Genomic DNA, 21,727 nt, shown 5'->3' on the forward strand with positions numbered 1-21,727 from the left:
TTGTCCATGGTGAGGCAATGATCAGCGGTACTCTGTATCCTAAACCAACTGTTCCCTCAATCTTTTCGTGATCTTTCAGTGTTTCTGATGACATATATTCCTGATTTCTGTCTACATATTCAACACCATCCGCTCCATTCATATCAACAGGCTGGCTGGGATTTAACGGTGGAGAAAATGGAAGAACATGATCGAAATAGCCGTCATTTTCATCATAATTGATAATGAAAATTGTTTTCTTCCAGGTTTCAGGATCTTTCGTTAAAATATTCAACACTTCAGAAATATACCACGCTCCGTACCATGGCGAACCAGGATGATCTGAGAAGTGCTCCGGAGCTATCAGCCATGACACCAGAGGTAGTTTTTTTTCATCCACATCTTTTCTGAACTGATGCAGAACATCACCCTTAGGAACAACTAATCTTTCACCGTTTTCATCCTGTCCGATTTCAAGATTCCAGTAGTCCGGATCGTCTGAATTGATAGTGAATGCTTTTTCATGAATATTTTTTTCTGTTTGAGAAAGGTTTGCGTAATTATCAGGATGATACTTAATTTTATCTTCCTCCAATTCCACAATCATTTTTTCAAATTTTTCTTTCCTATCCGGATGCTTTTCGATTTCGTTTTGCAGATAAGTAATTATGTTTGGGATATTTTGATAGTAACCTTTTGAAAACTTTACATTAAATTTAGAAAACCATTCAATCGGGTTATCGGTAAAGTTACTGAGCCAGGCTTCCTGCTCGCCTGACATTCCTTTTTGCAGGCTGATTTCATTCTGATATATTTTCCATGAGATGTTCTGTTCTTCCAGAATTTCCGGGAAACTTTTCCATTTTGCCTGATGATCTTTATCGTAATCAATATTATCGTTGTAAACATTTGCTTTTACTTTTCCATTTTTCTGTTCACGCAAAGTTCCGGACCAATGAAAAAGTCTGTTCGGTGTAGTTCCCGTTAAAGAAGAACAGAAATACTGGTCAAAAATCGTAAAAGCATCTGCCAGCTGATAGTAAAACGGAAGATCTTCACGGTTGTAATACCCCAATGTAAGAGGAATATCTTTATAATCTTTATTTCCGGAATGTTTTGCCTGAAGCCACTGATCGTATTTTCCTTTATTTAATGCTTTTTGCTGATTGTCCCAGGAATGAGGAAGTGAGCTCATCCACGTAGATTTTGTATTTCTTAAATCCAGACGTGCAGGAGCTGCATATTTCCCATCATTATTTTTTTGGAAAAAAACAGAATGCCCATCCTGTTTTCTGAAAGCTTTCTGATCCAAAAATCCTCTCACTCCTTTCAGAGTTCCAAAAGCGTGGTCAAAAGAGCGGTTTTCCTGCATGAGAATAACGATATGTTCTGCATCATAAAATGTAGACTCGGCGGCAGGATCTATTGTTAATGCTTTTAAAATAGCCGGATGTAAGATTCCTGAAGTTCCTAAACCTGCTAAAAGCAAACTTGATTTTTCTAAAAATTCTCTTCTTTTCATGTTGAATTGTAATAGAAAGAAACCGCAAGTTAATTTCTTTTCCTGCGATTTCTTTTCTTTTAATGTTAAAAAATAATCAGATTTTTACTGTAACCACCAAGGTTTGGAATTAATATTATCATTTCCTCCGTATTGTGAAGTCAGCGCCGTTTTAAGATTGGCATTGTTGTAATTGTATTCCGATTGAGGATACCTGAATCTGAAAGGTGCGGAAACTCCTGTCTGTAGAGGGAAGTTTGGGTATCCTGTTCTCAGATAATCATAATAAGAAGTCCATTGTGCCTGGTGAAACATGGTCATATATTTCTGAGTCATGATTTTTTCAAGCTGTGTTGACAGTGAAGCGGAGTTATCATAAACAACCAATGAACTTGCAAGATAATTATTGACATTAAATCCTGTAAAGTACTGTCCCGGATTTTTAACATATGTCTGATAAAATGTGAAACTTGCTTTAACAGCATTATCATAATGTGTTTTGGCAGATCCTGAAATCCATCCTCTGGCCGTAGCTTCTGCTAAAATAAATTCCAGTTCGGAATAGCTTAAAACTGATGAAGGTTCGTTGGTAGGATCTTTATAAAAACGGTCGTTTACCTTAGAAATATTTTTTGCGGTAATCAATGCTGCATTATCAGAATATGGAGAAACAGGATTTCCACCGTTGTATCCTGAAAAATCAGTGATTGGTTTCCCTGCTTCTTTAGCGCCGGTTGTCTGCGCAGCAAAAGTAAATAGTCTGGGATCTTGTCTGTCTTTAAATAAGTTGATAAAATAATTTGCCATATATAAACTTGAACCGTAACCACTATTGTTGAACATTGAATATCTGCTGTCTGCAGCATCTGCAAATTTCAGCTCCCCGTTGTCTGTAATGGAAGTCATTAAAGGCTGGCTTCCTGCAACAGATGCAAATTCTGTAGCAACGTTGTAATTACCAACGGTCGTTTTTTTAGACATCGTTATTAAAATTTTCAGGCGGAAAGAATTAATGAGTTTTTTCCATTTTGATGCATCGCCGTTGTAGATGATATCGCCTTCAATCTTGTCATTGGAATTAATTAAATCATTGGCTTCTTTTAATTCCGATAAAATTCCGGCCATGACGGTTTCCTGAGAATCGTATTTTGGCTGTGTAATACCTGATTCTCCTTTTACTCCTTCTGAATACGGGATGCTTCCGAATTTTAAACTTAAATTAAAGAAATAGTATGCTCTGTAAAATTTACCGATGGCCTGGTAATTTTTATTATTGATCTTCTCTGCTTCCTGCATCATTTTTACAGTGTTGAGAAGTCCTTTTGAATAAGTATCAAAAGAAGCATCATTCCATTTCAGATATTGGTAAACATTTTCACCGTCGGTTCCTATCATCATTCGGGAAGCGTACATATTGTCACCGTTTACCTGAAAAGCATCTGAGGAAACATAAGTAAGTAAGACTTTAGGATCTACACTTGCTTTATCATTAGGGTTTTCGTTGATAGTGTCAAGATTAGATTCACAAGCGGTTAATGACAATATTCCTGCAACAAAAACTGATTTTATACTATTTTTCATTTCTTATTTTTACGTTTTAATTAAAATTTAAGATTAAACCCAACTCCGATCCATCTGCTTGAAGGATCCTGAATGTCATTTCCTGTCCCGATTTTATAATCCGGATCTGAATACAGGTTTTTAGATTTTTTCCAAATTGCCAGATTGTATCCTGAAATATTGGCAGTGAAGCTTTTTACCATTCCTTTTGGATTCAGTAAGTAAGAGAAGTCATATTCAAGAGTTACCGATCTTAATTTCACGAAAGTTCTGTCGAAAACGTTTGCAAACAATTCACTTTCATCTTCTGTTACTCTTGCTCTATAAGGATAATTCTGCGCCCAATCCTGGAAGCTTATGGCTTTGGTATGTGGCGTGTACGTTCCTGTTGCTGCATTGTAATTGACACCGTCCGGAACGAAATAGTAAGTTCCCGGGTTGGCATATTCAAGATCTCTGTAGGCGGTAGAGTTCGGATGCTTTCCTCCCCACCACATTTTTTCTACAACCTGCGATCTCATGACACCGCCGATACTTCCGTCGATTCCGATATTTAAAGTGAATTTTTTATATTTAAAAGTGTTGTTGAAACCAAAAGTCCAGTCAGGATTGAAGTGACCAAGATTGGTAGGAGTGTTTGCTTTGGTTGGCATCCCGGTGTTGGCGTTCAGGATTACTTTTCCGTCCGGAGATTTCTGCCAAGTATAGTCGTAGTAGCTGTCCATTCTTTCGCCCAATTGGATGTTGTTGTAATTCGGCATATCGGCATAGATAGAAGTCAGCTTCTGTTCATAAGTACTCCAGTTGATTAAAGATTTCCAGATGAAATTATCTGTCTTAACAGGAGTAAGTCCTAGGGATATTTCCAGACCTTTTGTGGTGTACTCATTTCCGTTGACATACTGTGAAGTAAATCCTGAAGACTGCGCACTCGGAAACTGAAGAATATTATTATAATCCAGTGTTCGGAAATACGTGGCATCCAGCGTAATTCTATTGTTAAATAATCCTGCGCTTAATCCTAATTCATAAGATTTTGTCTGTTCCGGCTTCAATGTATTTTCAACATTCAAAGTGGTAGGATAATAGTATGTAGGATTTCCGTTGAAGGTTATTCCGCTGTTATTGACATAATAATTTCTGATCGAGTAAGGCTGAAAATCATACGCCACTTTCGCCCATGAAGCAGATAATTTTAATAAGCTGATCGATTCCGGCATTTTCACAAGATTTGAAATCACTGCACTTAATGAAGCGGAAGGATAGAAGTAGGATCTGTTGGCTTTAGGCAAAGTAGAAGACCAGTCATTACGTCCGGAAACATTCAGGAAGAAAGCATTGTATAATCCGATATCAATGGTTGTATAGGCACTGTAGATGAGTTTTTCTTTTAAATAATCATAATATTTTACGGCACCGATAGAATTGTCTAATGTGTACAGCTCAGGGATTTTCAGACCATCTGTAGAAGCATTGTCTACATCATTTTTATAATAAAAGGCAGAACCTCCGGCATTAATGGTAAAATCAAAATTCTCTGAAATTTTCTTTTTATAGGTGGCTAAAACATCATAGTTAAGGTTCCATGTTTTGGTATCGTTCAGAATGTATCCGCCACTTCTTGGCGCACTGTAATTGAAATAGGAGTACGGACTCTGAATTTCCTGCTTGTTGTGATTCTCAACAATTGAAATCTTACCTTTTACAGAAAAATCTTTAGTCGCTTTATACTCCAAACCGGTTTGTGCATTGATGATATCGGTTCTGTTTTTATTCTTATAATATTCTGCGCCGAACCATGGGTTGTTGTACCATGCATAATTCCAATTGGCTTGTGCGGTGCCTTGTTTTCCGGGAATCCACATATGATTTTTAAGATCTCTTCCGTCTACGTCGCCTCCCATCCAGATGAGAATGGTGTACATGTGGCCGCTCGGATTATAATCATAGTTTGGAATATTCGGAGTAAACGTTTGGTTAAAATTAAACTTTGTATCGAAGATCAGCTTTTCACCCAGATGATTTTCAGATGAGAAATTTATCCCATAACGCTGAAGGTAAGACTCTGGAACGCGGTCGTCATAATTCATAAAATTTCCGGAAAGCCTGTAAACGTCTTTATTGTTTTTATAGCTGATTGCAAAATTATTATTATTAATAACGGCCGGCTTCAGGAAAGTGTCAAGATTGTCATGATATTTCCAGTCGATGGGTACTCTTTCATATCTTGATTTATCATCATATTGAGTTCCCGTCACGGCCCCATACCACGGTACTACCTGTCCGGTCTGTTTATCTCGGATCGGGCTGTTCCATTGTGCAATTTTCAATCCCGGAACAAATTTCGGTCCCCAGATCATATCACCATCATTCACACCGCCGTCGGCACCGTCCCAGAATTCATACTTACCGTGCGAACCGTTTCCGTATTCGGTCTGTGTTTTGGGAAGATTGGTGAATCCTGCTGTAACCATCGTATTTTGGGAAAACTCTACGGTAAACCCTTTCTTTTTAGCACTTTTCGTAGTGATCAGAACGGCTCCGAATCTTCCTCTTGAGCCGTAAAGCGCTGAAGCAGTTGCTCCTTTCAGAACGTTGATATTGTCTATATTATTCGGATCCAGATTCTGAAAAACTTCTTTTTCAACGATCACGCCGTCGATTACAAAAACAAGATTACTGTTTCCTCTTAACGTAAACTGCGGGGCCTGTTGCATTCCTGTAGGATTTGAAACATTCAATCCGGCAACCTGCCCGGAAAATAAATTCCCGATGCTTGGAGTAGTGATCGTTTCAAATTGTTTAGTCCCGACTTCTTGTGTCGCATACCCGATCTTTTCTTTCTTTTTGGCAATCCCTAATGCAGTGATCACAACGCCTTCGATCTGCTTTTCATTCACCTTTTTCAGAACGACTGAATAATTTCTTCTTGTTGAAACTTCAATCGTATAGGCAGAAAATTCCGGAGCGTAAAATTCAAGAATGTCTTTCGGATTGGCAGAGATGGTGAAATTACCATTTTCGTCGGTGATCGCAGTTTTCCCTGTGTTTTTGTCTGTAATATTGACTCCGGAGACACTGATGCCGTTTTCAGATTTTACGTTTCCGGAAATGTTGATTTCCTGAGCCGTAAGATAAAGGGGAAGTAAAAAAACAGCAAAAGTGGCTAAAGTTTTCTTCATTTTTTTTGAGAACAAATTTAGACAGGTATTGTTACCACAGTTTTACGTCGACATTAAGAAAAAAATATAATTTCAATATGGGACAATGATAAAATTTAACATAAAAATAAAGTCCGGGAACTTGCATTATTCCTCAGATTTTTATTTTTTTTACTTATTATATAGTATCCGTTTTAAGTTTTGGGAAGCAGACCTAAAATTTTGGCAAATTAACCTAAAGTTTTGAGAAGAAGTTCTAAAATTTAAGCAAGGAGATCTAAAAGGAACGTAAATTCACCTAAAGCTTTGTCAAAAAGACCTAAAGTTTTAATGAAGAAGATCAAACGCCCGGTTAAGTAAATTTTGTGTCTGCTTTTAAATTTGACTGAAAACAAGTCTCCCGAGATTATGCAGATATTAATAAAAAAATCCGCTCAATTTGCTCAATCTGCGAGAACATGTAAAAGCCGCACTAAAATCTACTCAGAAAGCTCGTTGTTTTTTAAAATGTAAATTTGCCTGAGAAAAGTCTCTAGCATCATGGAGATTACGCAGATATTAATACAAATAAAAAATCTGACTAAAATCTACTCAGAATTCCCCAATGAATTTTGATATCATTAAACTTAAAAGGATTTCCAAACTCATTACCGTTGGAAAGCTGGAAACTCATAAGCCCGATCGGAATAAAGAAATTGAATCCGAGCCCGACACTGTAGAGTTTGGGTTTTACGTTGAGAGATTTATTGTTGAGCTGACCGTACTGTCCGAATACATCAAAGAATGCCTGACTTCCTATAAGATACCGGTATTCTAAACTTCCGTAATAATAGAAATCGGCGGCGAGAGAATTTTCATTGAAACCCCGCATCGAGTTCCAGCCCCCGAAGCGGTACAATTCATTCGCGGAAAAGTCAACCTTTGAATCCATCATCGCACCTTCCGCTTTGATGTTGAGGAAATGGTTTCCGTTGATATGGTAATTGTGTTCTCCGAAAAAATAGAACTGGTTTTGCGGAGACGTAATATTATCTTTTGTATAAGTTGTGGTGAGATAATCGTATCCCGCGTTGATTCTCGTTTTGTAAAGGAAAAGATCGATATCTGTAGGCTCTACCATTTCAAACCATATCCCGATCCCTTTTTTGTTGTAATCTTTCCCCTGCACATATAAAGTGTCTATGATGCTGGAACTTTCAAAAGTTCCTCTCAGACCGATTTTATTTCTGGAATTGAGGTGATAATAAAACGCTGGAAGCGCTTTTACATTCGCAAAAGTAGAATCCTGGCGGAAAATATTGACTTTCATATTCAATCCGACATTCGATTTGAAAAGATAGGGAACATCAGCTTGAAGATCAAATGTCTGTCCTTTATCCGGATTTCGCTGCCAGTACAGATTGATCGTTTCAAAGCTGTTGAAAATATTTCTGAAATTTACATTCAGGGTTCCGTTCAGCGTAAACTTATCTGTTTTATCATTTCCGAACCCGATCACCCCGTCGAAGCTGTTGGTTTTTTTCTTTTCCATGAAAAGATAAATACTCGTAGAATCTTTGGTAAACATGGTCTGCGGAGGACGCTCCAGGCTTACAAACTGATGACCCTGAAAAGATTTGTTGATCGAGAGAAGGTTTTTGTCGTCATAGGTTTTACCTTTAAATTCCTTTTCAAGATTTTTCATAAATCTTTTCGGAACGCTGGTATAGCCTTTTACTACAAACCCGTCGATGGTTCTTTTATCGTTCTTATTAATGTCTAGCTCTACGATAGGATAGCCGTTTTTCTGCCCCTTATATTTAGATTTGATCCTGCTGAATGCAAAACCATCATCAATATACCTTTTATTAATGTTCTTCTTGGTGGAATCTAAATTTTTGGTAAAAAATTCTTTCTGAATTTTAGTTTTAGATGAAATAGAATCGGAAAGGTTTACATACGTCTGATTAAAATTTTTTCCTTTATCGAAAATTATTTCTGTGCTGTCGCCTTTCGTTCGCACTTCTTTTAATTGGGTGAAAAAATAATTGTTCTGTGCCAGCGAATCAAGAAACTTCACTGCCGAAGCAGAATCTTTTACCTTTTTCTTCACCTTTGTTTCTGAATCTATAAGGAAATAGGATTTCTTCTGCGCCTGAATAGAGACGCAAAAGAGGATAAAAAATATTTTTAAAATTAATTTCAAATTGTCATTCTGAATGTAGTGGAACGGAATGAAGAATCTCGATAAAAATACAAAAAGATTCTTCACTGCATTTCATTCCGTTCAGAATGACAATGCACCATTCAATTAACTGTTTTTAATCCAGTTTATTGTATTTCTTCATCAGATTCTCATAGGTTCCCTGCGGAAGAATCCATTTTAGAGGAACTCCTATTTTCTGCCCGAATTTACCGAAATAATAATGCGCTTTCCATTTGTTTTTATGCAAAAGCTGATCGACATATTCTGCAACTTCAAGAGGCTCGGTTCCATCTCCTACATGGCTGTTCATTAAAGCGTATACTTTATCGAAAACATTCTTATACGGTTCCGAAACTTTTGTCCGAACACGGTTTTCAGCAATATTGGTTTTGATATCGCCTAAATGTAGCGAGCAAACATGGATATTCCAAGGGTAAACTTCATACCTCATCGCTTCTGTTACTTTATCCAAAGCAGATTTTGAAGCTGAGTAAAATCCACGGAAAGGCAGTCCCATCTCACTTCCAATACTGGAAACATTGATGATTTGCCCGAATTTATTGTCGCGCATTTTCGGTATTACAGCACTCATCATCTGCACCGCTCCTACGAGATTCAGGTTGAAGAGTTTTAAAATATCTTCTTTTGAAGAATCTTCCACGGCGCCTACCATTCCCATTCCTGCATTGTTGATCAGGACATCAATTCTTGTTTCTGTTTTCAGTACTTCTGCGATAGCATTTTGAACGGCATCGTTATCCGTTACATCGGTTGGAATGGATCTGAAATACGGGCTTTCGGTATGCTTTCTGCTCAGGCCGTAGACTTTATGACCTCTCTTTCCGAAATATTCTGCTAAGGCGAAACCTATTCCTGATGAAGTTCCGGTGATGATTATGGTTTTTGTATTCATGAATTTTCAGTTAAAATCAATTGTAAATCTTCCCAAAACATCGGATATGATTTTTCGACGACATCTTCATCTTCAATATGTAATTCTTTAATAAGGCAGAACGGCGCAAAAGCCATTGCCATCCTGTGATCCTGATAAGTTTTGATGGAAATATTATCCTCAGGCTCACTAAAGCTAAGTGATGTAATGGTAAGATCCGTAAATTCGGTTTCCGTACCCAGCTTTTTCAATTCTTGATGTAATGCTAAAAGTCTATCGGTTTCTTTTACTCGTAATGTTCCCAAACCTGAAATCTCGAAAGGTATTTTCAAAGCGGCTGCTGTTACACAGAGTGTTTGAGCAATGTCGGGACAATTGTTCATATCTAAAATGATCTTTTCAGGAAATATAAAATCAGGATCCGGATTTAGCGTGATTTTATGTTCATCTCCATTGAAAATGGTTTTAATTCCAAAGAATTCTTCATAGATTTTTGCAATGGCAGAATCTCCCTGAGTAGATTCCTTATAAAAACTTTTCAGATGAATGGTCTTTCTTCCCAAAGCGGCAAAAGAGTAGAAGTAGGACGCAGAACTCCAGTCACTTTCTACTTCATAATTGATCATCGATGATTGGTAATTGGTAAAAGGTTCTACTTTAATCGTATTTCCGGTGAAACTCGTCTTAATACTGAACTTTGCTAAAATGTCGAGAGTCATTTCGATATAAGATCTTGAAGTGACTTCACCAATCAGGTTTATTTCCAGTCCGTTTTCTAGTTTTCCGGCGATTAACAGAAGAGAAGTGATAAACTGGCTTGAAATATTTGCCGGAACATCTACTTTTTCCTGAGTGATTTTTTTGCCTTTAATTTTTAATGGAGGAAACCCTTCATTTTCCAGATATTCTATTTCTACACCGAGATTCTGTAAAGCGGTGACCAGATTTTTGATCGGTCTTTCTTTCATTCTTTTTGAACCGGTAAGAATTGTAGTTTTTCCTTCCTGAATAGAATAATAAGAGGTAAGGAAACGCATCGCAGTTCCTGCATGGTGAATATCTATAATCTCCGTATTCTCCGATAAGGCTTTTTTCAGAAGACTGGTGTCCTGGGAATTCGAGAGGTTTCCGATTTGTATATTGCTGAACAGACTTTCTAAAATCAACAAACGATTCGAAATACTTTTCGAACCGCTGATCTGTATGGTCTGGTTTTCTTTTAATTGTGATTTTTCTAACTTCATTATTTCTTCATTTGGGAAGCTTGGGGCTGGAAGGAGGAAGTATAATAGCTGTACTGAACTTCCTGCTTCGATCATCCGTCTTCATACATTATTTTAATTTCTCATTATTCTGATGACGGTCTTTGTCGCGATCCGTTTTTATCTTCATTTTTTTATCGAAAGTTTCCTGCAGATTGACTCCGGTTTGATTGGCTAAACATAAGGTGACAAATAATACATCTGCAAGCTCTTCGCCGAGATCTTTGCTTTTATCACTTTCTTTTTCACTTTGTTCTCCATATCTTCTTGCAATAATCCTGGCTACTTCGCCGACTTCTTCGGTCAGCATGGCCATATTGGTGAGTTCATTGAAGTAACGAACCCCGATGGTTTTGATCCATTCATCAACTTGCTGCTGCAGATTCGTGATTTCCATTACTTTTTATTATTGATCTGTTTTTCAAGACTGATGATCTTGGTGTTCAGTTGTTTGATTTCTTCTTCCTGATTGGTTGATTGCCCTATTTTTTCAGTAAAATCTGCAAATTTTTTAAACAGTTTTCTCACAATCAGATAGACTGCAATCAATACAACAAAAGTTCCTATTTTTACAATATTGAAATCCATTTTAATTAAATTATTGATATTGGTATGCTCCCAAAGTAGGATTTGAAGTTCTTGAAATTCCTGCGATATCCGTAGGAACGGTTGCCGCAACGCCTGTGCTTCCTTTTCCGATAGCCGGGGAATTCTGCTTTACTCTTAAATTCATTTGTGCTACAAAATAATTTACAAATAAAGGATCCTGATTTTTAACCAGCTGAATTACACTCGGAGCCGTATCCAGAAAACCTGCTTCTGATTGGGTGGAATATTTTAACAGACAGTTTTCTAATACAAAATTAAATAACTGCCCCGGAGTTTGTTCAAAAAATACTGAATTATCACGATCAGAGTAGACAATGCTGTTTCTTACATTCAGGATTAATGCTCCCTGTTCTGTTTGGTTTGACTCATTTTTCCATTCGTTGGTTGCAAAAATTCCGTTTCTGTTGTAAGATTGCAGAAGATCAGAATAATTGGAAATGGTACAATGCGTAAGATTATAGGTTCCTCCCCTGAAAATTCCTATGGCAGATTCTCCACAGTTGTTCATCACCAAATTCCTGGCAGTAATTGTAGATCCGACAGCATAAATCCCATATTCCTGGAAAGTATGAATGAAAGAATTATTGATCGTAGCATTGGTTTGTTTCATTTCGAGACCTTTTGTACCACCAAAAAGTCTTGCATAGTTCATATTTAAAACAGAGCCGGTTTCCATTTTAATGGAATTCCAGTTTTTAGGAATGGTATCGTATGCGGGATCATTTCTGTCGCCACGTAGTATAACATTATTGGCAAGCGTACCGTTAATATTCAACGTTGCTCCTGAGAGAACCTTCATACCGCTGTTTTTATGAAAATACACTTTGGTTCCCGGCTGTATATTCAGGATTACATTCTGATCGACTGTTAAATCACCGTAGATAATTTTAGCTTTATTATTGTTCCATGTTGCATCAGAAGTGATAATATTCGGATTGGATGAGCTTTTAATAAAGAATTCAGCATCCTGAACCACGGAGAATAAAACAACGTTCTGCTGTCCGGCAGGGCTGTCGAAAAGAATTTTATCTTCAGCAATAGCTTCGGGACCGGTAGCTTCCGGAGCAATTTCTACAAAAATATAAAGGCTGTCTTTCTTTCTTAAAGGAACATCTTTAAAATCATATCCCGGTTTCCCGTCTACATTGATTTTATATAATGATGAAGCTCCTTTTTCCAGATGAATTCTCGGAATCAGGATGTCCTTATCTTCATTGTTGTAAACTTTCACCGCATATGTTTCAGAACGAACCTGATGATAAACCGTATCACAGAAAACGGTGTCTTTTGAAAAACTTAGTTTTTGCGAAGGCGCATCAAAACTGATGTCATCCTTATTGCAGGATACTGCCATAACAAGCATCCAGAAAGAAAAAGCCAGTATTAATTTGAATTTCATCGAAATTAAAGTTTAATAAATTTCAAATGTAACGAAAATACTTCGGATTTCTTATGAAGAAAAAAATATTGACATCATATTTGCAAATTCAAAAAAATATTGTACTTTTGCAACCTAAAATTAGCAGAGAAATATCCATTACTATTTCGAAAGCAAACTTTAATTTTTAACATTGTATTATGAAACCGCAAGGTTACATGTGACATTAACAAAAAAAGAAATTTACACATGAAAAACGGAATCCACCCAGAAAATTATAGACTTGTTGTTTTCAAAGATATGAGTAACGACGAAGTATTTCTTTGCAAGTCTACAGCAGAAACAAAAGACACTATCGAGTATGAAGGACAAGAGTATCCTTTGATCAAAATGGAAATCTCTTCAACTTCTCACCCTTTCTACACTGGTAAAGTGAAATTGGTTGACACTGCAGGTAGAGTTGATAAGTTCATGAACAAATACAAAAAATTCGCTAAGTAATTTTTTGACATTAAAATATTTAAAAGTCTTTCGGTTTCGGAAGACTTTTTTTTATTGTAATTTTGTTAGACTTGAATTTTAACATTAAACTTAAAAAAACTGAACGATGCAATTAGTATTTTCAGATGCACAATATTGGGAAGATTTTCTTCCGCTTACTTTTACTCGTCCGGTAGCAGAAATGCGATGCGGAATTCTGACATTCTCCGAGAGATGGCAGAAAATTTTAGAGAACACCGAAATCTCTTTTTTTACCGAAACTTATTTACAGAAAAAATTCCCGGAGCCTGAAAAAAAAGAAAGTCTTTTCCTGGTAACGAATTTTTTGCCCAGTGAAAATGTCATTCAACAAATAAAAGATCTTAAACAAGGAGAAGCATTAGTGTATGAAGATGAATTAATTGCCGCTAAAATTAATATGGATGGTTTTTCTCTACATCAGATTGAGAAAATGACCGACATTAAAGAAGAGCTTGTTTTCTTTAAAAAACCAACAGATCTTTTTACCTATAATCAGAAAGCTATCGATTTTGATTTTGATTTGCTTACAAATGGGAGAACTTCTCAAGAGCTTTCTTCCACCAACGGATTCTTGGGTGATAAAAAAGATCTCTTTATTGAAGAAGGTGCTCAGATTGAATTTTCAACGATCAATACCAAAACAGGAAAAATCTATGTTGGCAAGAACGCTGAAGTGATGGAAGGATGTAATCTTCGTGGCCCAATTGCGCTTTGTGAAGAATCTAAGTTTAATTTAGGCGCAAAAATTTATGGTGCAACGACGGTTGGCCCACATTCTAAAGTAGGTGGAGAGGTGAGCAATATTGTTATTTTTGGATATTCAAATAAAGGACATGATGGCTTTGTAGGGAACTCTGTAATTGGAGAATGGTGTAATCTCGGAGCAGATACTAATTCTTCTAATCTTAAAAATAATTACGGAAACGTGAAACTGTGGAACTACAGAACAAAAGCTTTTCAGGATACGGGGCTTCAGTTTGCCGGACTGATCATGGGGGATCATTCTAAAACGGCTATCAATACTCAGCTCAATACAGGAACAGTTATTGGTGTGGCTTCCAACATTTTCAAAGAAGGTTTTCCTCCAAATCATATTGAAAATTTCTCCTGGGGAGGTTTTAAAGATGATGAAAAATTTAAGCTGGATAAAGCCTATGAGGTTGCAGAAAGAGTGATGGCAAGAAGAAAAATACTTCTAACTGAAGAAGACAAAGCTATTTTAAAACATATTTTTGATACATATTAAACCGATTAATAAAGGAAACTTCAAATTTTTTTGAAGTTTTTTTACTTTTAATGTAATATTATGTAAAATCTGATTGTCTTACTTATAGAAACAAAACTTATGACCCAAGAGACTTTTAAAAGTACGGTATTCATTCTCAAAAATGAGATGTATCGCTTTGCGAAAAGGTTTGTCATGAGTAGTGATGAAGCAGAAGATGTAGTGCAGGATCTGATGATCAAATTCTGGCAGAAAAAAGAAGAGCTTGAAAAGTTTGGGAATTTAAAATCCTATGCGTTGAAAGCGGTCCGGAATGAATGCCTGAACAGACTGAAGCATCACGATGTAAAGATGGGTTTTGCAGATATGCAGGTCCATCGGTCAGAGCTTTACAGTATGGAAGTTAATAATTTGAAAGAACACATCATTGGTTTTATCAATCAGCTTCCGGAAAAACAAAAGATGGTTATCCATTTGAAAGATGTGGAAGAGTATGAAGTCTCGGAGATCGCAGAAATGCTGGAAATGGAAGAAAACGCAGTACGAGTAAATCTGATGCGGGCAAGACAAAAAGTAAAAGAACAAATCTCACAATTGATGAGCTATGAGCAAAGACAAATTTCAAGATAAATACGACGAGATCTTCCAAAATTTAAAGGAAGAAAAAATGGACTGGGATTTCGAGGATTTTCTGAAAAAAGCGGAAGTAAAAGATAATAATGGAACTCCTGTTATTCCGATTGACAGCAAAAACAAACCTTCGATTCCGAAATGGTTCTGGATGGCGGCGAGCGTAGTAGTGCTGTTAAGCATTGGATTTATATTTAATTATAATAATAAAAATATTGAAGACCAAGCTCAGCTGGTGGAAAATCAGATCAAATTGCAGAAAAATAATTTCATCGAAGAAAACAGTGAGCATCAGGCTCAGGTTGCTGTAAACCATGTGTCGGATTCTGTTTCAGGAGCGAAGAAAGATTCTCTTTTTCAGGAAAATACAGTAGCTGAAAAGGATTATTTAGATGAAATTTTACCAAAAAGAGGAAGGCTTAAAAAAGAAAGAAAGCCACGATATGTTTACAACTCCTCTTATCGAAAAGCTTCAAAAGATTCTACAGGATATAAGAATTCTTACGTTATTGTGAACGGAAAAAGAATTGATAATGTAGAAGAAGCCATTAATGTGACTAAGTATTCATTCCAAATATTTGCAAATAACGTCAGTGAAAAATTAGCAAAACCAACAGTCGTAGACGACGATTATTAATTAACCTTAAAAGATTTATGCACCTGATCAGGCACTAATAATCAAAAAAAATAAAATTGACTCATGAAAAAAATATTCATAATATTCGCACTGGCCTTTTCACATTTTTTCAATGTGTATGGGCAGAAAGATAAAGTAGACCAGCTTTTTGATAAATATCAGGAGGTGGAAGGGGTAACTACCATTAAAATTGCAAAACCGATGTTCGGGATGCTGAGCAATCTGGATTTGGGAGATGCAGAACTGGATCAGATAAAACCTCTTCTGGCAAAAATAAAAGGCCTTAAAGTACTGATTGCAGAAAAGCCTTCAAACTTGAAATCGGTCAAGGCGCAGGAGCTGTCGCAGATTAACAAAGATATCAGATCTTATTTAAGTGATCTGAATTACAACGAGATCATGACGATGAACAGTAGTGGCGCGAAAATAAAATTCCTTTCAGCAGAAGAAAAAGACGGAATTCTGGATGATCTCTTGCTGAGCATTGATAGCGGTGGTGAAGAAAGTATTTTGATAAAGCTTGACGGCAGACTTTCTATGGATGACATTAATAAACTCATTAATTCTACAGAAACCAAAACAAATTCTTCAACCAGTACAAGAACCAGCTTTGCTGCTCAGAATACGTCTTCATATCTTAATGGTGAATCCAGAAATGTGGGAGAATTCTCAGGCGTTCAGGTAAGCACCGGTGTCATTGTAAACTTTAAACAGGAAAATCCTACTTCCGTAAAGGTAATTGCAGACGCAGATAAACTTCAATATATTATAACAAAAGTTGACAACGGAGTTCTGAAAGTATATGTTGACAATAAAGGACAGCGAAATTTAAAGTTTAAAAATATCAATGTAAATGTTTCCTCACCGAGAATTGATAACATTAAAACCTCGTCGGGCGCTATTTTCAATGCTGTTAATAATATAAACGAAAATATGGTATCAGTTGATGTTTCATCAGGATCTGTGGTCAATGGTAACTTTAATATTTCAGACAATGCAAAAGTAGAGCTGAGTTCGGGTGCAGTGGTAAACTCTATGATAAATTCAACGTCAGTAAACGTAAAAGCATCAAGTGGTGCAGCAGCAAATCTCAGCGGAAGAGCTAATATCGGATCGATAGATGTGAGCAGTGGTGCCGTTTGTAATGCAGAAAAATTTCAGTTCAATGAGCTTGAGGCTGAAGCTACTTCCGGGGCTGTCGTATCCGGTCATGCAGTGGAAAGCTTAAAGGCAACTGCATCTTCCGGAGGAACCATAAAGTACAAAGGAAATCCTGTCATAAATTCTAATATCAGTAAAACGTCAGGCGGAAGCTTGAAACAAATTAACTAAAAATTAATAGCCATGAAAATATTAAAAAACATCTTTATAGTTCTTTCCGTAATGTGCATGATGCAGTCCTGCATTGTTTCCGAAAAGCCGAATATGGCATACTTTTCAGAGTCGGGACGTGACTTTAAAGGAGCGAAGTTTGTAAGCATTAATGTTCCGTTGTTTTTGGCTAAACCTTACATCAAAAAAGCTTTAAGGGAAGACGGCGGAGATGAAGAACTTATCAGATTGGTGAAAAAAGTTTCTAAGATTAAAGTGTTGACTGTCGAAAACGGAGATCGCGAAATGCTTAAAGATTTTGCCAGCTATCTGAATAACAATAACTATGAAGAGTGGGCAACCATAAAGCACGATGGAGATAATGTAAACATTCGGGTAAAGCAGAAAGGCGATGCTATTAAAAATATGCTGATTACTGTAAACTCAGATAAAGAACTCGTGTTCGTTGATATTAAAGGAAGTTTTACAGCAGATGATATCTCAAGAATGATTGCTTCCGCAAAGGATAAATAGACATTTTCATATTCAATCATATTCTAAATTTTATTTTGTACAAAAGGCCATTTCTCATTAAGGAATGGTTTTTTAATTTACGTCATTGATTATTAAGTTTTATTTAAACTATTAAAATCCATTTTCGTATTTCATCAAAAAACCTTAATTTTGCAAGAAAGTAAAGATGTCTATTCATAACAAAATTGTAGAGACAGCCATCACTTTCGATGACGTGCTTCTAGTCCCTTCTTATTCTGAAGTTTTACCTAATCAGGTTTCATTAAAATCAAGACTTACCGACAAAATTACGCTGAATGTCCCTATAGTTTCTGCTGCGATGGATACAGTAACCGAAGCTGAACTGGCCATTGCACTGGCAAGAGTGGGAGGTTTGGGTTTCATTCATAAAAATATGACGATTGCAGAGCAGGCTGCACAGGTAAACCGTGTAAAGCGTTCTGAAAATGGGATGATCTCTGATCCGGTAACGCTTACAAAAGATCATACTCTGGCTCAGGCTAGGGATACGATGGCTAAATATAAAATTTCCGGACTTCCTGTCGTTGATGCCGAAAATACTTTAATAGGAATCATCACCAACAGAGACGTAAAATATCAGGAAAACCTTGATATGAAGGTAGAAGAGATCATGACAAAAGATAATCTCATCACTTCCGATAAAAATACCAATCTGGAAAAAGCCAAAGAAATTCTTTTGAAGAACAGAGTGGAAAAACTTCCTATCGTTGATGCTGAAAATAAATTGGTTGGATTAATCACTATTAAAGATATTGATAATCAGTTGGAATATCCAAATGCTAATAAAGATCAGAACGGAAGGTTAATCGTTGGAGCAGGCGTTGGAGTAGGGGAAGACACTCTTCAAAGAATTGAAGCATTGGTAAAAGCTGGTGTGGATATTATCGGAATTGATTCTGCACACGGACATTCTAAAGGCGTTTTAGATAAAATCTCAGAAATCAGAAAAACATATCCGGATCTGGATATCGTTGGTGGGAATATCGTTACAGCGGAAGCTGCTAAAGATTTGATCGAAGCAGGAGCAAACGTTCTTAAAGTAGGAGTTGGCCCTGGTTCTATCTGTACAACGAGAGTTGTTGCAGGAGTGGGAGTTCCACAATTATCTGCTATCTATAACGTTTACGAATATGCTAAAACTAAAAATGTCGCGGTCATTGCAGACGGTGGTATTAAACTTTCAGGAGATATCGTAAAAGCTATTGCAAGTGGAGCAGGAGCTGTAATGTTAGGATCTCTTTTAGCCGGAACTGATGAGGCTCCGGGTGAAGAAATTATTTTCCAGGGCAGAAAATTCAAAACATATCAGGGAATGGGAAGTCTTTCTGCGATGAAGAGAGGTGGAAAAGAAAGATATTTCCAGAGTGAGGCTAAAAAATTCGTTCCGGAAGGAATCGAAGGAAGAGTTCCGAGCAAAGGTAAATTGGAGGATGTTATTTTCCAGTTAACCGGAGGTCTCAGAGCAGGAATGGGATATTGTGGGGCTAAAAATGTTGAAGCTTTACAAGCAGAAACCAAAATGGTAATGATCACAGGAAGCGGATTGAAAGAATCTCATCCTCATGATGTTATTATTACTCAGGAAGCTCCGAATTATTCTTTGTAATAATAAATTCAATATAAAATGTAAGGCTATCTCAGTGTTGAGGTAGCCTTTAAATTTATAGTTCATAACATAATTCAAAAATCTTCCTTTAGATTGCACGGTTTTGAATCTTTCAAAGATTTCTGAAGGAACCTTCAAATAGTCATATACCGCACCCGACTGATAAATAATTCTTAAAATTTCAGTCTCAGGAAAATACAGATATTTATGGACTACTGATGACGGCATACATAGTTTTAAACAAAAAATATTCCTTTAACTATTGTTTATCCATAAAAAAGCCTTCCGGAGAATTCCGAAAGGCTGATGAGATATTTTTTAATGAATTATTTGCCTAATTTGTCTTTGAAATCATCGATCCTGAAATTCGTTAAAGCATTTCCTTTTTCTACCTTTTCTTTAGAATAGAGTCGGAAATCATTTTCTGTTTTTTCCAGGAGATAATCATAAGGTCCGATATGAGAAATTAGTTTAACCAGCACCGGAGAAATCTCGAGACAAATGAAAAGTCCCATGATGAAAGCGGCTGCCAAACCAATAATGGCTGAATTTTTACCCAACTCGTCCAGAGCCTGAAGCCGTGCTGCAAAACCGTTAAATTTATCTTCAAATGTTTCCGTAGATTTTCTCTCCGTTTCCAGATTGGTGTAGACTTTTGAAATTTCTTTGTCTAAATATTCCAAACGAGGAGCTGCCTGTTTCTGATAATTTTCCAGATCCAGCCGTCTTTGTTCCTTTAGTTCCTGTTTACGTTTTGCATTGGGTCCGAAACCCTCTTTTCCGCTGGTTAATCCTGATTGTTTTCCCAGAATTTCTTTTTCGAGTTCTACTGATGCAGAATCATAAGATTTCTGATAGTTGGCAATTTTTTCTGAGATCTGCTTCTTTTCGGTTTCAAAAGGTCCGCTTTGCTGCAGAATTCTTCCGTTCATTTCACCCTGAAGCTGTTTTTTATTTCTCTGAATAATGGTATTCAACTGTTTATTAACTTCTTTTTCAAAGATTTTAAGTTCTAACGGTTTAGAAATTATAATTCCTAAGAAAGTTGCCAGAATCAGTCTCGGAATGGCCATTAAAACCTGATTCCACCAGGTCCCTGTCTTTTTAATGGAAGAAACAATGTAACGATCAAGATTAAAGATCATCAGTCCCCATAAAACACCAAAACCGATGGCAGACCAGATATTGTCAAAAACAGTGTACATCGCGTATCCTGCAGATAGGGTAGCGAAAACAGCCGTAAATAAAACGATTCCTCCGATCCCGGCAAATTTGTTCCATTCGCTGGGTGTTTTTCTTAAAATATGAATATTTCCTCCGGAGCATACCATTAGAAATTTCTGAAACCAATTTATGTTATGATTCAACTGATTTATAGTTTGTTGATTATTTTTCATGACAGAAAATTTATACAAATGTACTATTAAAAATCATACCAATGCAAAAGATAGTATTATGTTTTACCAAGTATGATTAAATATTAAGTTATTTTACTGTTAATCAATAAATTAAAATTATTTAAGAAAATATTCTTATCTTTAAGTAGCAATCACTAAAATTTTAAATATGAAAAATGTAATCAGCCTTTCACTGGTATGCTTATCGCTCGCCTTAACTTCGTGTAAAAAAGAAAAAACAATTGATGACGATCTTAAAGAAGTTGCTGCCAATATCAACAAAACAACACCACAAAACCTGGCCGATGGAGTTCGTCTTGATAGTGTATCCGCGCAACCCGGAAAAATTTTCAGATACAATTATACTTTAACTGAAGATGTAAACGAAAGTGTGACCCCGGAGCAGATAGAAGCTTTTAAAAAAACGGCAAAAGAGGGAGCCCTGCAAGTCATAAAAACTTCTCCTGATATCAAGGAATTCCGTGATAATGATGTTACAATGGTTTATACTTATTATGATAAAAATGGTAAACCAACAACAGATTTTAAAATTACTCCTCAGGAATATAAAACAAAATAATTACAAAATATCCCGGAGATTTTCATGCAATATTAGATGAAATCTCTGGGTTTTATTTTAAACGATTTGGGTTTTGCTTTAAAAAACTTTCCCAACCGGTGTAAGATTTCGTGTCTGCAATGGTTCCCATATTGAAATGATGGCATACGGCTACAGCGAGACCATCGGATGCATCAAGATATTTTGTGGGAAATTCTTTTAGATTCAAAAGATTTTGCAGCATACCCGCAACCTGTTCTTTACTGGCATTTCCGTTTCCGGTAATGGCCATTTTTATCTTCTTCGGAGAATATTCTGTGATGGGAATATTGCGGTGAAGACTGGCTGCCATTGCAACGCCCTGGGCGCGTCCAAGCTTCAGCATACTTTGCACATTTTTGCCGTAAAATGGGGCTTCCAAAGCAACTTCGTCAGGATGAAATTCATCAATCAGTGCTAAAGTTTTATCGAAAATATATTTCAGCTTAGTCTCGTGATTTGGATATTTTTTTAGCAATAATTCATGAATGGAAATCATTTCCATTTTACCTTTTTTTATGGAAATAATTCCAAAACCCATTATCGTTGTTCCGGGGTCGATTCCTAAAATAATCTTCTCTGCAATCATTGGGTCAAAGATATGACATTGTCAGAAAATTAGATATTTAAATCATATTTAATTTTCCTTACAAAACTATCGTTTATTTAATCGTTGAAAGGCGGAAATCTGTATAAACTAAAACATTAGTTTATGTACT

General features: G+C 36.4%; 20 protein-coding genes (1 of these 20 only partly in view). 8 read left to right on the forward strand and 12 right to left on the reverse strand.

Annotation, left to right across the window (positions count from 1 at the left end):
• The 9 genes from ACWNCI_RS16410 to ACWNCI_RS16450 all read right to left on the reverse strand — a co-directional run.
• Positions 1-1,501: the 5' portion of a phosphocholine-specific phospholipase C gene (locus ACWNCI_RS16410; RefSeq protein WP_449389115.1), read on the reverse strand. The gene continues 845 nt to the left of window position 1, outside the view; 1,501 of the gene's 2,346 nt are visible here — the first part of the coding sequence; its start codon is at positions 1,499-1,501; the stop codon falls past the left edge of the window.
• Positions 1,502-1,585: 84 nt separating this feature from the next.
• A complete protein-coding gene (locus ACWNCI_RS16415) occupies positions 1,586-3,061 on the reverse strand; it encodes a SusD/RagB family nutrient-binding outer membrane lipoprotein (protein WP_449389116.1) in 1,476 nt (491 codons plus the stop codon).
• Between the two features lie 20 nt (positions 3,062-3,081).
• Positions 3,082-6,222: a SusC/RagA family TonB-linked outer membrane protein gene (locus tag ACWNCI_RS16420; RefSeq protein WP_449389117.1), complete on the reverse strand. Its 3,141-nt coding sequence runs from the start codon at positions 6,220-6,222 to the stop codon at positions 3,082-3,084.
• A 559-nt stretch (positions 6,223-6,781) separates the two neighbouring features.
• Positions 6,782-8,293 (reverse strand): hypothetical protein, encoded by a 1,512-nt coding sequence (locus ACWNCI_RS16425; RefSeq protein ID WP_449389118.1) that lies wholly within the window; start codon positions 8,291-8,293, stop codon positions 6,782-6,784.
• A 208-nt stretch (positions 8,294-8,501) separates the two neighbouring features.
• Complete coding sequence (locus ACWNCI_RS16430) at positions 8,502-9,299, reverse strand: SDR family oxidoreductase (RefSeq protein ID WP_449389119.1); 798 nt, start codon at positions 9,297-9,299, stop codon at positions 8,502-8,504.
• Positions 9,296-10,522 (reverse strand): 3-phosphoshikimate 1-carboxyvinyltransferase, encoded by a 1,227-nt coding sequence (locus tag ACWNCI_RS16435; RefSeq protein WP_449389120.1) that lies wholly within the window; start codon positions 10,520-10,522, stop codon positions 9,296-9,298. Before ACWNCI_RS16435 ends, ACWNCI_RS16430 begins: the two co-directional genes overlap by 4 nt.
• A gap of 88 nt (positions 10,523-10,610) precedes the next feature.
• Positions 10,611-10,937, reverse strand: coding sequence for a nucleotide pyrophosphohydrolase (locus ACWNCI_RS16440; RefSeq protein ID WP_449389121.1), 327 nt, complete (start codon positions 10,935-10,937; stop codon positions 10,611-10,613).
• Positions 10,937-11,128: a hypothetical protein gene (locus tag ACWNCI_RS16445; RefSeq protein WP_449389122.1), complete on the reverse strand. Its 192-nt coding sequence runs from the start codon at positions 11,126-11,128 to the stop codon at positions 10,937-10,939. The genes ACWNCI_RS16440 and ACWNCI_RS16445 overlap by 1 nt, the downstream gene beginning before the upstream one ends.
• Before the next feature lie 10 nt (positions 11,129-11,138).
• Positions 11,139-12,548 (reverse strand): hypothetical protein, encoded by a 1,410-nt coding sequence (locus tag ACWNCI_RS16450; protein WP_449389123.1) that lies wholly within the window; start codon positions 12,546-12,548, stop codon positions 11,139-11,141.
• 228 nt (positions 12,549-12,776) lie between these two features.
• Between ACWNCI_RS16450 and ACWNCI_RS16455 the strand changes: the two genes are divergently transcribed.
• The 7 genes from ACWNCI_RS16455 to guaB all read left to right on the forward strand — a co-directional run bounded on the left by ACWNCI_RS16455 (position 12,777) and on the right by guaB (position 19,013).
• Entirely contained in the window at positions 12,777-13,028 is a 252-nt protein-coding gene (locus tag ACWNCI_RS16455) for a type B 50S ribosomal protein L31 (protein ID WP_002976190.1), read from the forward strand.
• A gap of 106 nt (positions 13,029-13,134) precedes the next feature.
• Positions 13,135-14,295 carry a GlmU family protein gene (locus ACWNCI_RS16460; RefSeq protein WP_449389124.1) on the forward strand — a complete coding sequence of 387 codons (1,161 nt, stop codon included), beginning with the start codon at positions 13,135-13,137 and terminating at the stop codon, positions 14,293-14,295.
• A gap of 99 nt (positions 14,296-14,394) precedes the next feature.
• The gene (locus ACWNCI_RS16465; protein WP_042723033.1) at positions 14,395-14,904 is read left to right on the forward strand and encodes an RNA polymerase sigma factor; all 510 of its coding nucleotides are present in this window, start codon (positions 14,395-14,397) and stop codon (positions 14,902-14,904) included.
• Positions 14,879-15,541, forward strand: a complete 663-nt coding sequence (locus ACWNCI_RS16470; RefSeq protein ID WP_449389125.1) for a hypothetical protein — start codon at positions 14,879-14,881, stop codon at positions 15,539-15,541. Before ACWNCI_RS16465 ends, ACWNCI_RS16470 begins: the two co-directional genes overlap by 26 nt.
• A 63-nt stretch (positions 15,542-15,604) precedes the next feature.
• A complete protein-coding gene (locus ACWNCI_RS16475) occupies positions 15,605-16,873 on the forward strand; it encodes a DUF4252 domain-containing protein (RefSeq protein WP_346983345.1) in 1,269 nt (422 codons plus the stop codon).
• 12 nt (positions 16,874-16,885) lie between these two features.
• Positions 16,886-17,386, forward strand: coding sequence for a DUF4252 domain-containing protein (locus tag ACWNCI_RS16480; protein ID WP_449389126.1), 501 nt, complete (start codon positions 16,886-16,888; stop codon positions 17,384-17,386).
• A 166-nt stretch (positions 17,387-17,552) separates the two neighbouring features.
• Positions 17,553-19,013, forward strand: a complete 1,461-nt coding sequence (gene guaB / locus ACWNCI_RS16485; RefSeq protein WP_449389127.1) for an IMP dehydrogenase — start codon at positions 17,553-17,555, stop codon at positions 19,011-19,013.
• On the opposite strand, the gene ACWNCI_RS16490 is transcribed toward guaB, so the two are convergent.
• Both ACWNCI_RS16490 and ACWNCI_RS16495 read right to left on the reverse strand, forming a co-directional pair.
• The gene (locus tag ACWNCI_RS16490; RefSeq protein ID WP_449389128.1) at positions 18,909-19,241 is read right to left on the reverse strand and encodes a KTSC domain-containing protein; all 333 of its coding nucleotides are present in this window, start codon (positions 19,239-19,241) and stop codon (positions 18,909-18,911) included. The two genes, guaB and ACWNCI_RS16490, sit on opposite strands and share 105 nt — an antisense overlap.
• 98 nt (positions 19,242-19,339) lie before the next feature.
• Positions 19,340-20,410, reverse strand: coding sequence for a DUF4407 domain-containing protein (locus ACWNCI_RS16495; protein WP_346983341.1), 1,071 nt, complete (start codon positions 20,408-20,410; stop codon positions 19,340-19,342).
• Positions 20,411-20,579: 169 nt separating this feature from the next.
• On the opposite strand from ACWNCI_RS16495, the gene ACWNCI_RS16500 reads away from it, so the two are divergent.
• Positions 20,580-20,990 carry a hypothetical protein gene (locus ACWNCI_RS16500; RefSeq protein WP_346983340.1) on the forward strand — a complete coding sequence of 137 codons (411 nt, stop codon included), beginning with the start codon at positions 20,580-20,582 and terminating at the stop codon, positions 20,988-20,990.
• 52 nt (positions 20,991-21,042) lie between these two features.
• On the opposite strand, the gene ruvC is transcribed toward ACWNCI_RS16500, so the two are convergent.
• Complete coding sequence (gene ruvC, locus ACWNCI_RS16505) at positions 21,043-21,597, reverse strand: crossover junction endodeoxyribonuclease RuvC (RefSeq protein WP_449389129.1); 555 nt, start codon at positions 21,595-21,597, stop codon at positions 21,043-21,045.
• Between the last annotated feature and the right edge of the window lie 130 nt (positions 21,598-21,727).

The organism is Chryseobacterium lineare, from assembly GCF_977014045.1.

What these genes read in the sequence shown, in the direction of transcription:
- ACWNCI_RS16480 (WP_449389126.1), top strand. Translation starts at nt 16,886, where the DNA reads ATGAAAATATTAAAAAACATCTTTATAGTTCTTTCCGTAATGTGCATG.
- ACWNCI_RS16445 (WP_449389122.1), bottom strand. Translation starts at nt 11,128, where the DNA reads ATGGATTTCAATATTGTAAAAATAGGAACTTTTGTTGTATTGATTGCA.
- ruvC (WP_449389129.1), bottom strand. Translation starts at nt 21,597, where the DNA reads ATGATTGCAGAGAAGATTATTTTAGGAATCGACCCCGGAACAACGATA.
- ACWNCI_RS16475 (WP_346983345.1), top strand. Translation starts at nt 15,605, where the DNA reads ATGAAAAAAATATTCATAATATTCGCACTGGCCTTTTCACATTTTTTC.
- ACWNCI_RS16465 (WP_042723033.1), top strand. Translation starts at nt 14,395, where the DNA reads ATGACCCAAGAGACTTTTAAAAGTACGGTATTCATTCTCAAAAATGAG.
- ACWNCI_RS16470 (WP_449389125.1), top strand. Translation starts at nt 14,879, where the DNA reads ATGAGCAAAGACAAATTTCAAGATAAATACGACGAGATCTTCCAAAAT.
- ACWNCI_RS16460 (WP_449389124.1), top strand. Translation starts at nt 13,135, where the DNA reads ATGCAATTAGTATTTTCAGATGCACAATATTGGGAAGATTTTCTTCCG.
- ACWNCI_RS16415 (WP_449389116.1), bottom strand. Translation starts at nt 3,061, where the DNA reads ATGAAAAATAGTATAAAATCAGTTTTTGTTGCAGGAATATTGTCATTA.
- ACWNCI_RS16430 (WP_449389119.1), bottom strand. Translation starts at nt 9,299, where the DNA reads ATGAATACAAAAACCATAATCATCACCGGAACTTCATCAGGAATAGGT.
- ACWNCI_RS16440 (WP_449389121.1), bottom strand. Translation starts at nt 10,937, where the DNA reads ATGGAAATCACGAATCTGCAGCAGCAAGTTGATGAATGGATCAAAACC.
- ACWNCI_RS16490 (WP_449389128.1), bottom strand. Translation starts at nt 19,241, where the DNA reads ATGCCGTCATCAGTAGTCCATAAATATCTGTATTTTCCTGAGACTGAA.
- ACWNCI_RS16420 (WP_449389117.1), bottom strand. Translation starts at nt 6,222, where the DNA reads ATGAAGAAAACTTTAGCCACTTTTGCTGTTTTTTTACTTCCCCTTTAT.
- ACWNCI_RS16435 (WP_449389120.1), bottom strand. Translation starts at nt 10,522, where the DNA reads ATGAAGTTAGAAAAATCACAATTAAAAGAAAACCAGACCATACAGATC.
- ACWNCI_RS16495 (WP_346983341.1), bottom strand. Translation starts at nt 20,410, where the DNA reads ATGAAAAATAATCAACAAACTATAAATCAGTTGAATCATAACATAAAT.
- ACWNCI_RS16500 (WP_346983340.1), top strand. Translation starts at nt 20,580, where the DNA reads ATGAAAAATGTAATCAGCCTTTCACTGGTATGCTTATCGCTCGCCTTA.
- ACWNCI_RS16450 (WP_449389123.1), bottom strand. Translation starts at nt 12,548, where the DNA reads ATGAAATTCAAATTAATACTGGCTTTTTCTTTCTGGATGCTTGTTATG.
- ACWNCI_RS16455 (WP_002976190.1), top strand. Translation starts at nt 12,777, where the DNA reads ATGAAAAACGGAATCCACCCAGAAAATTATAGACTTGTTGTTTTCAAA.
- guaB (WP_449389127.1), top strand. Translation starts at nt 17,553, where the DNA reads ATGTCTATTCATAACAAAATTGTAGAGACAGCCATCACTTTCGATGAC.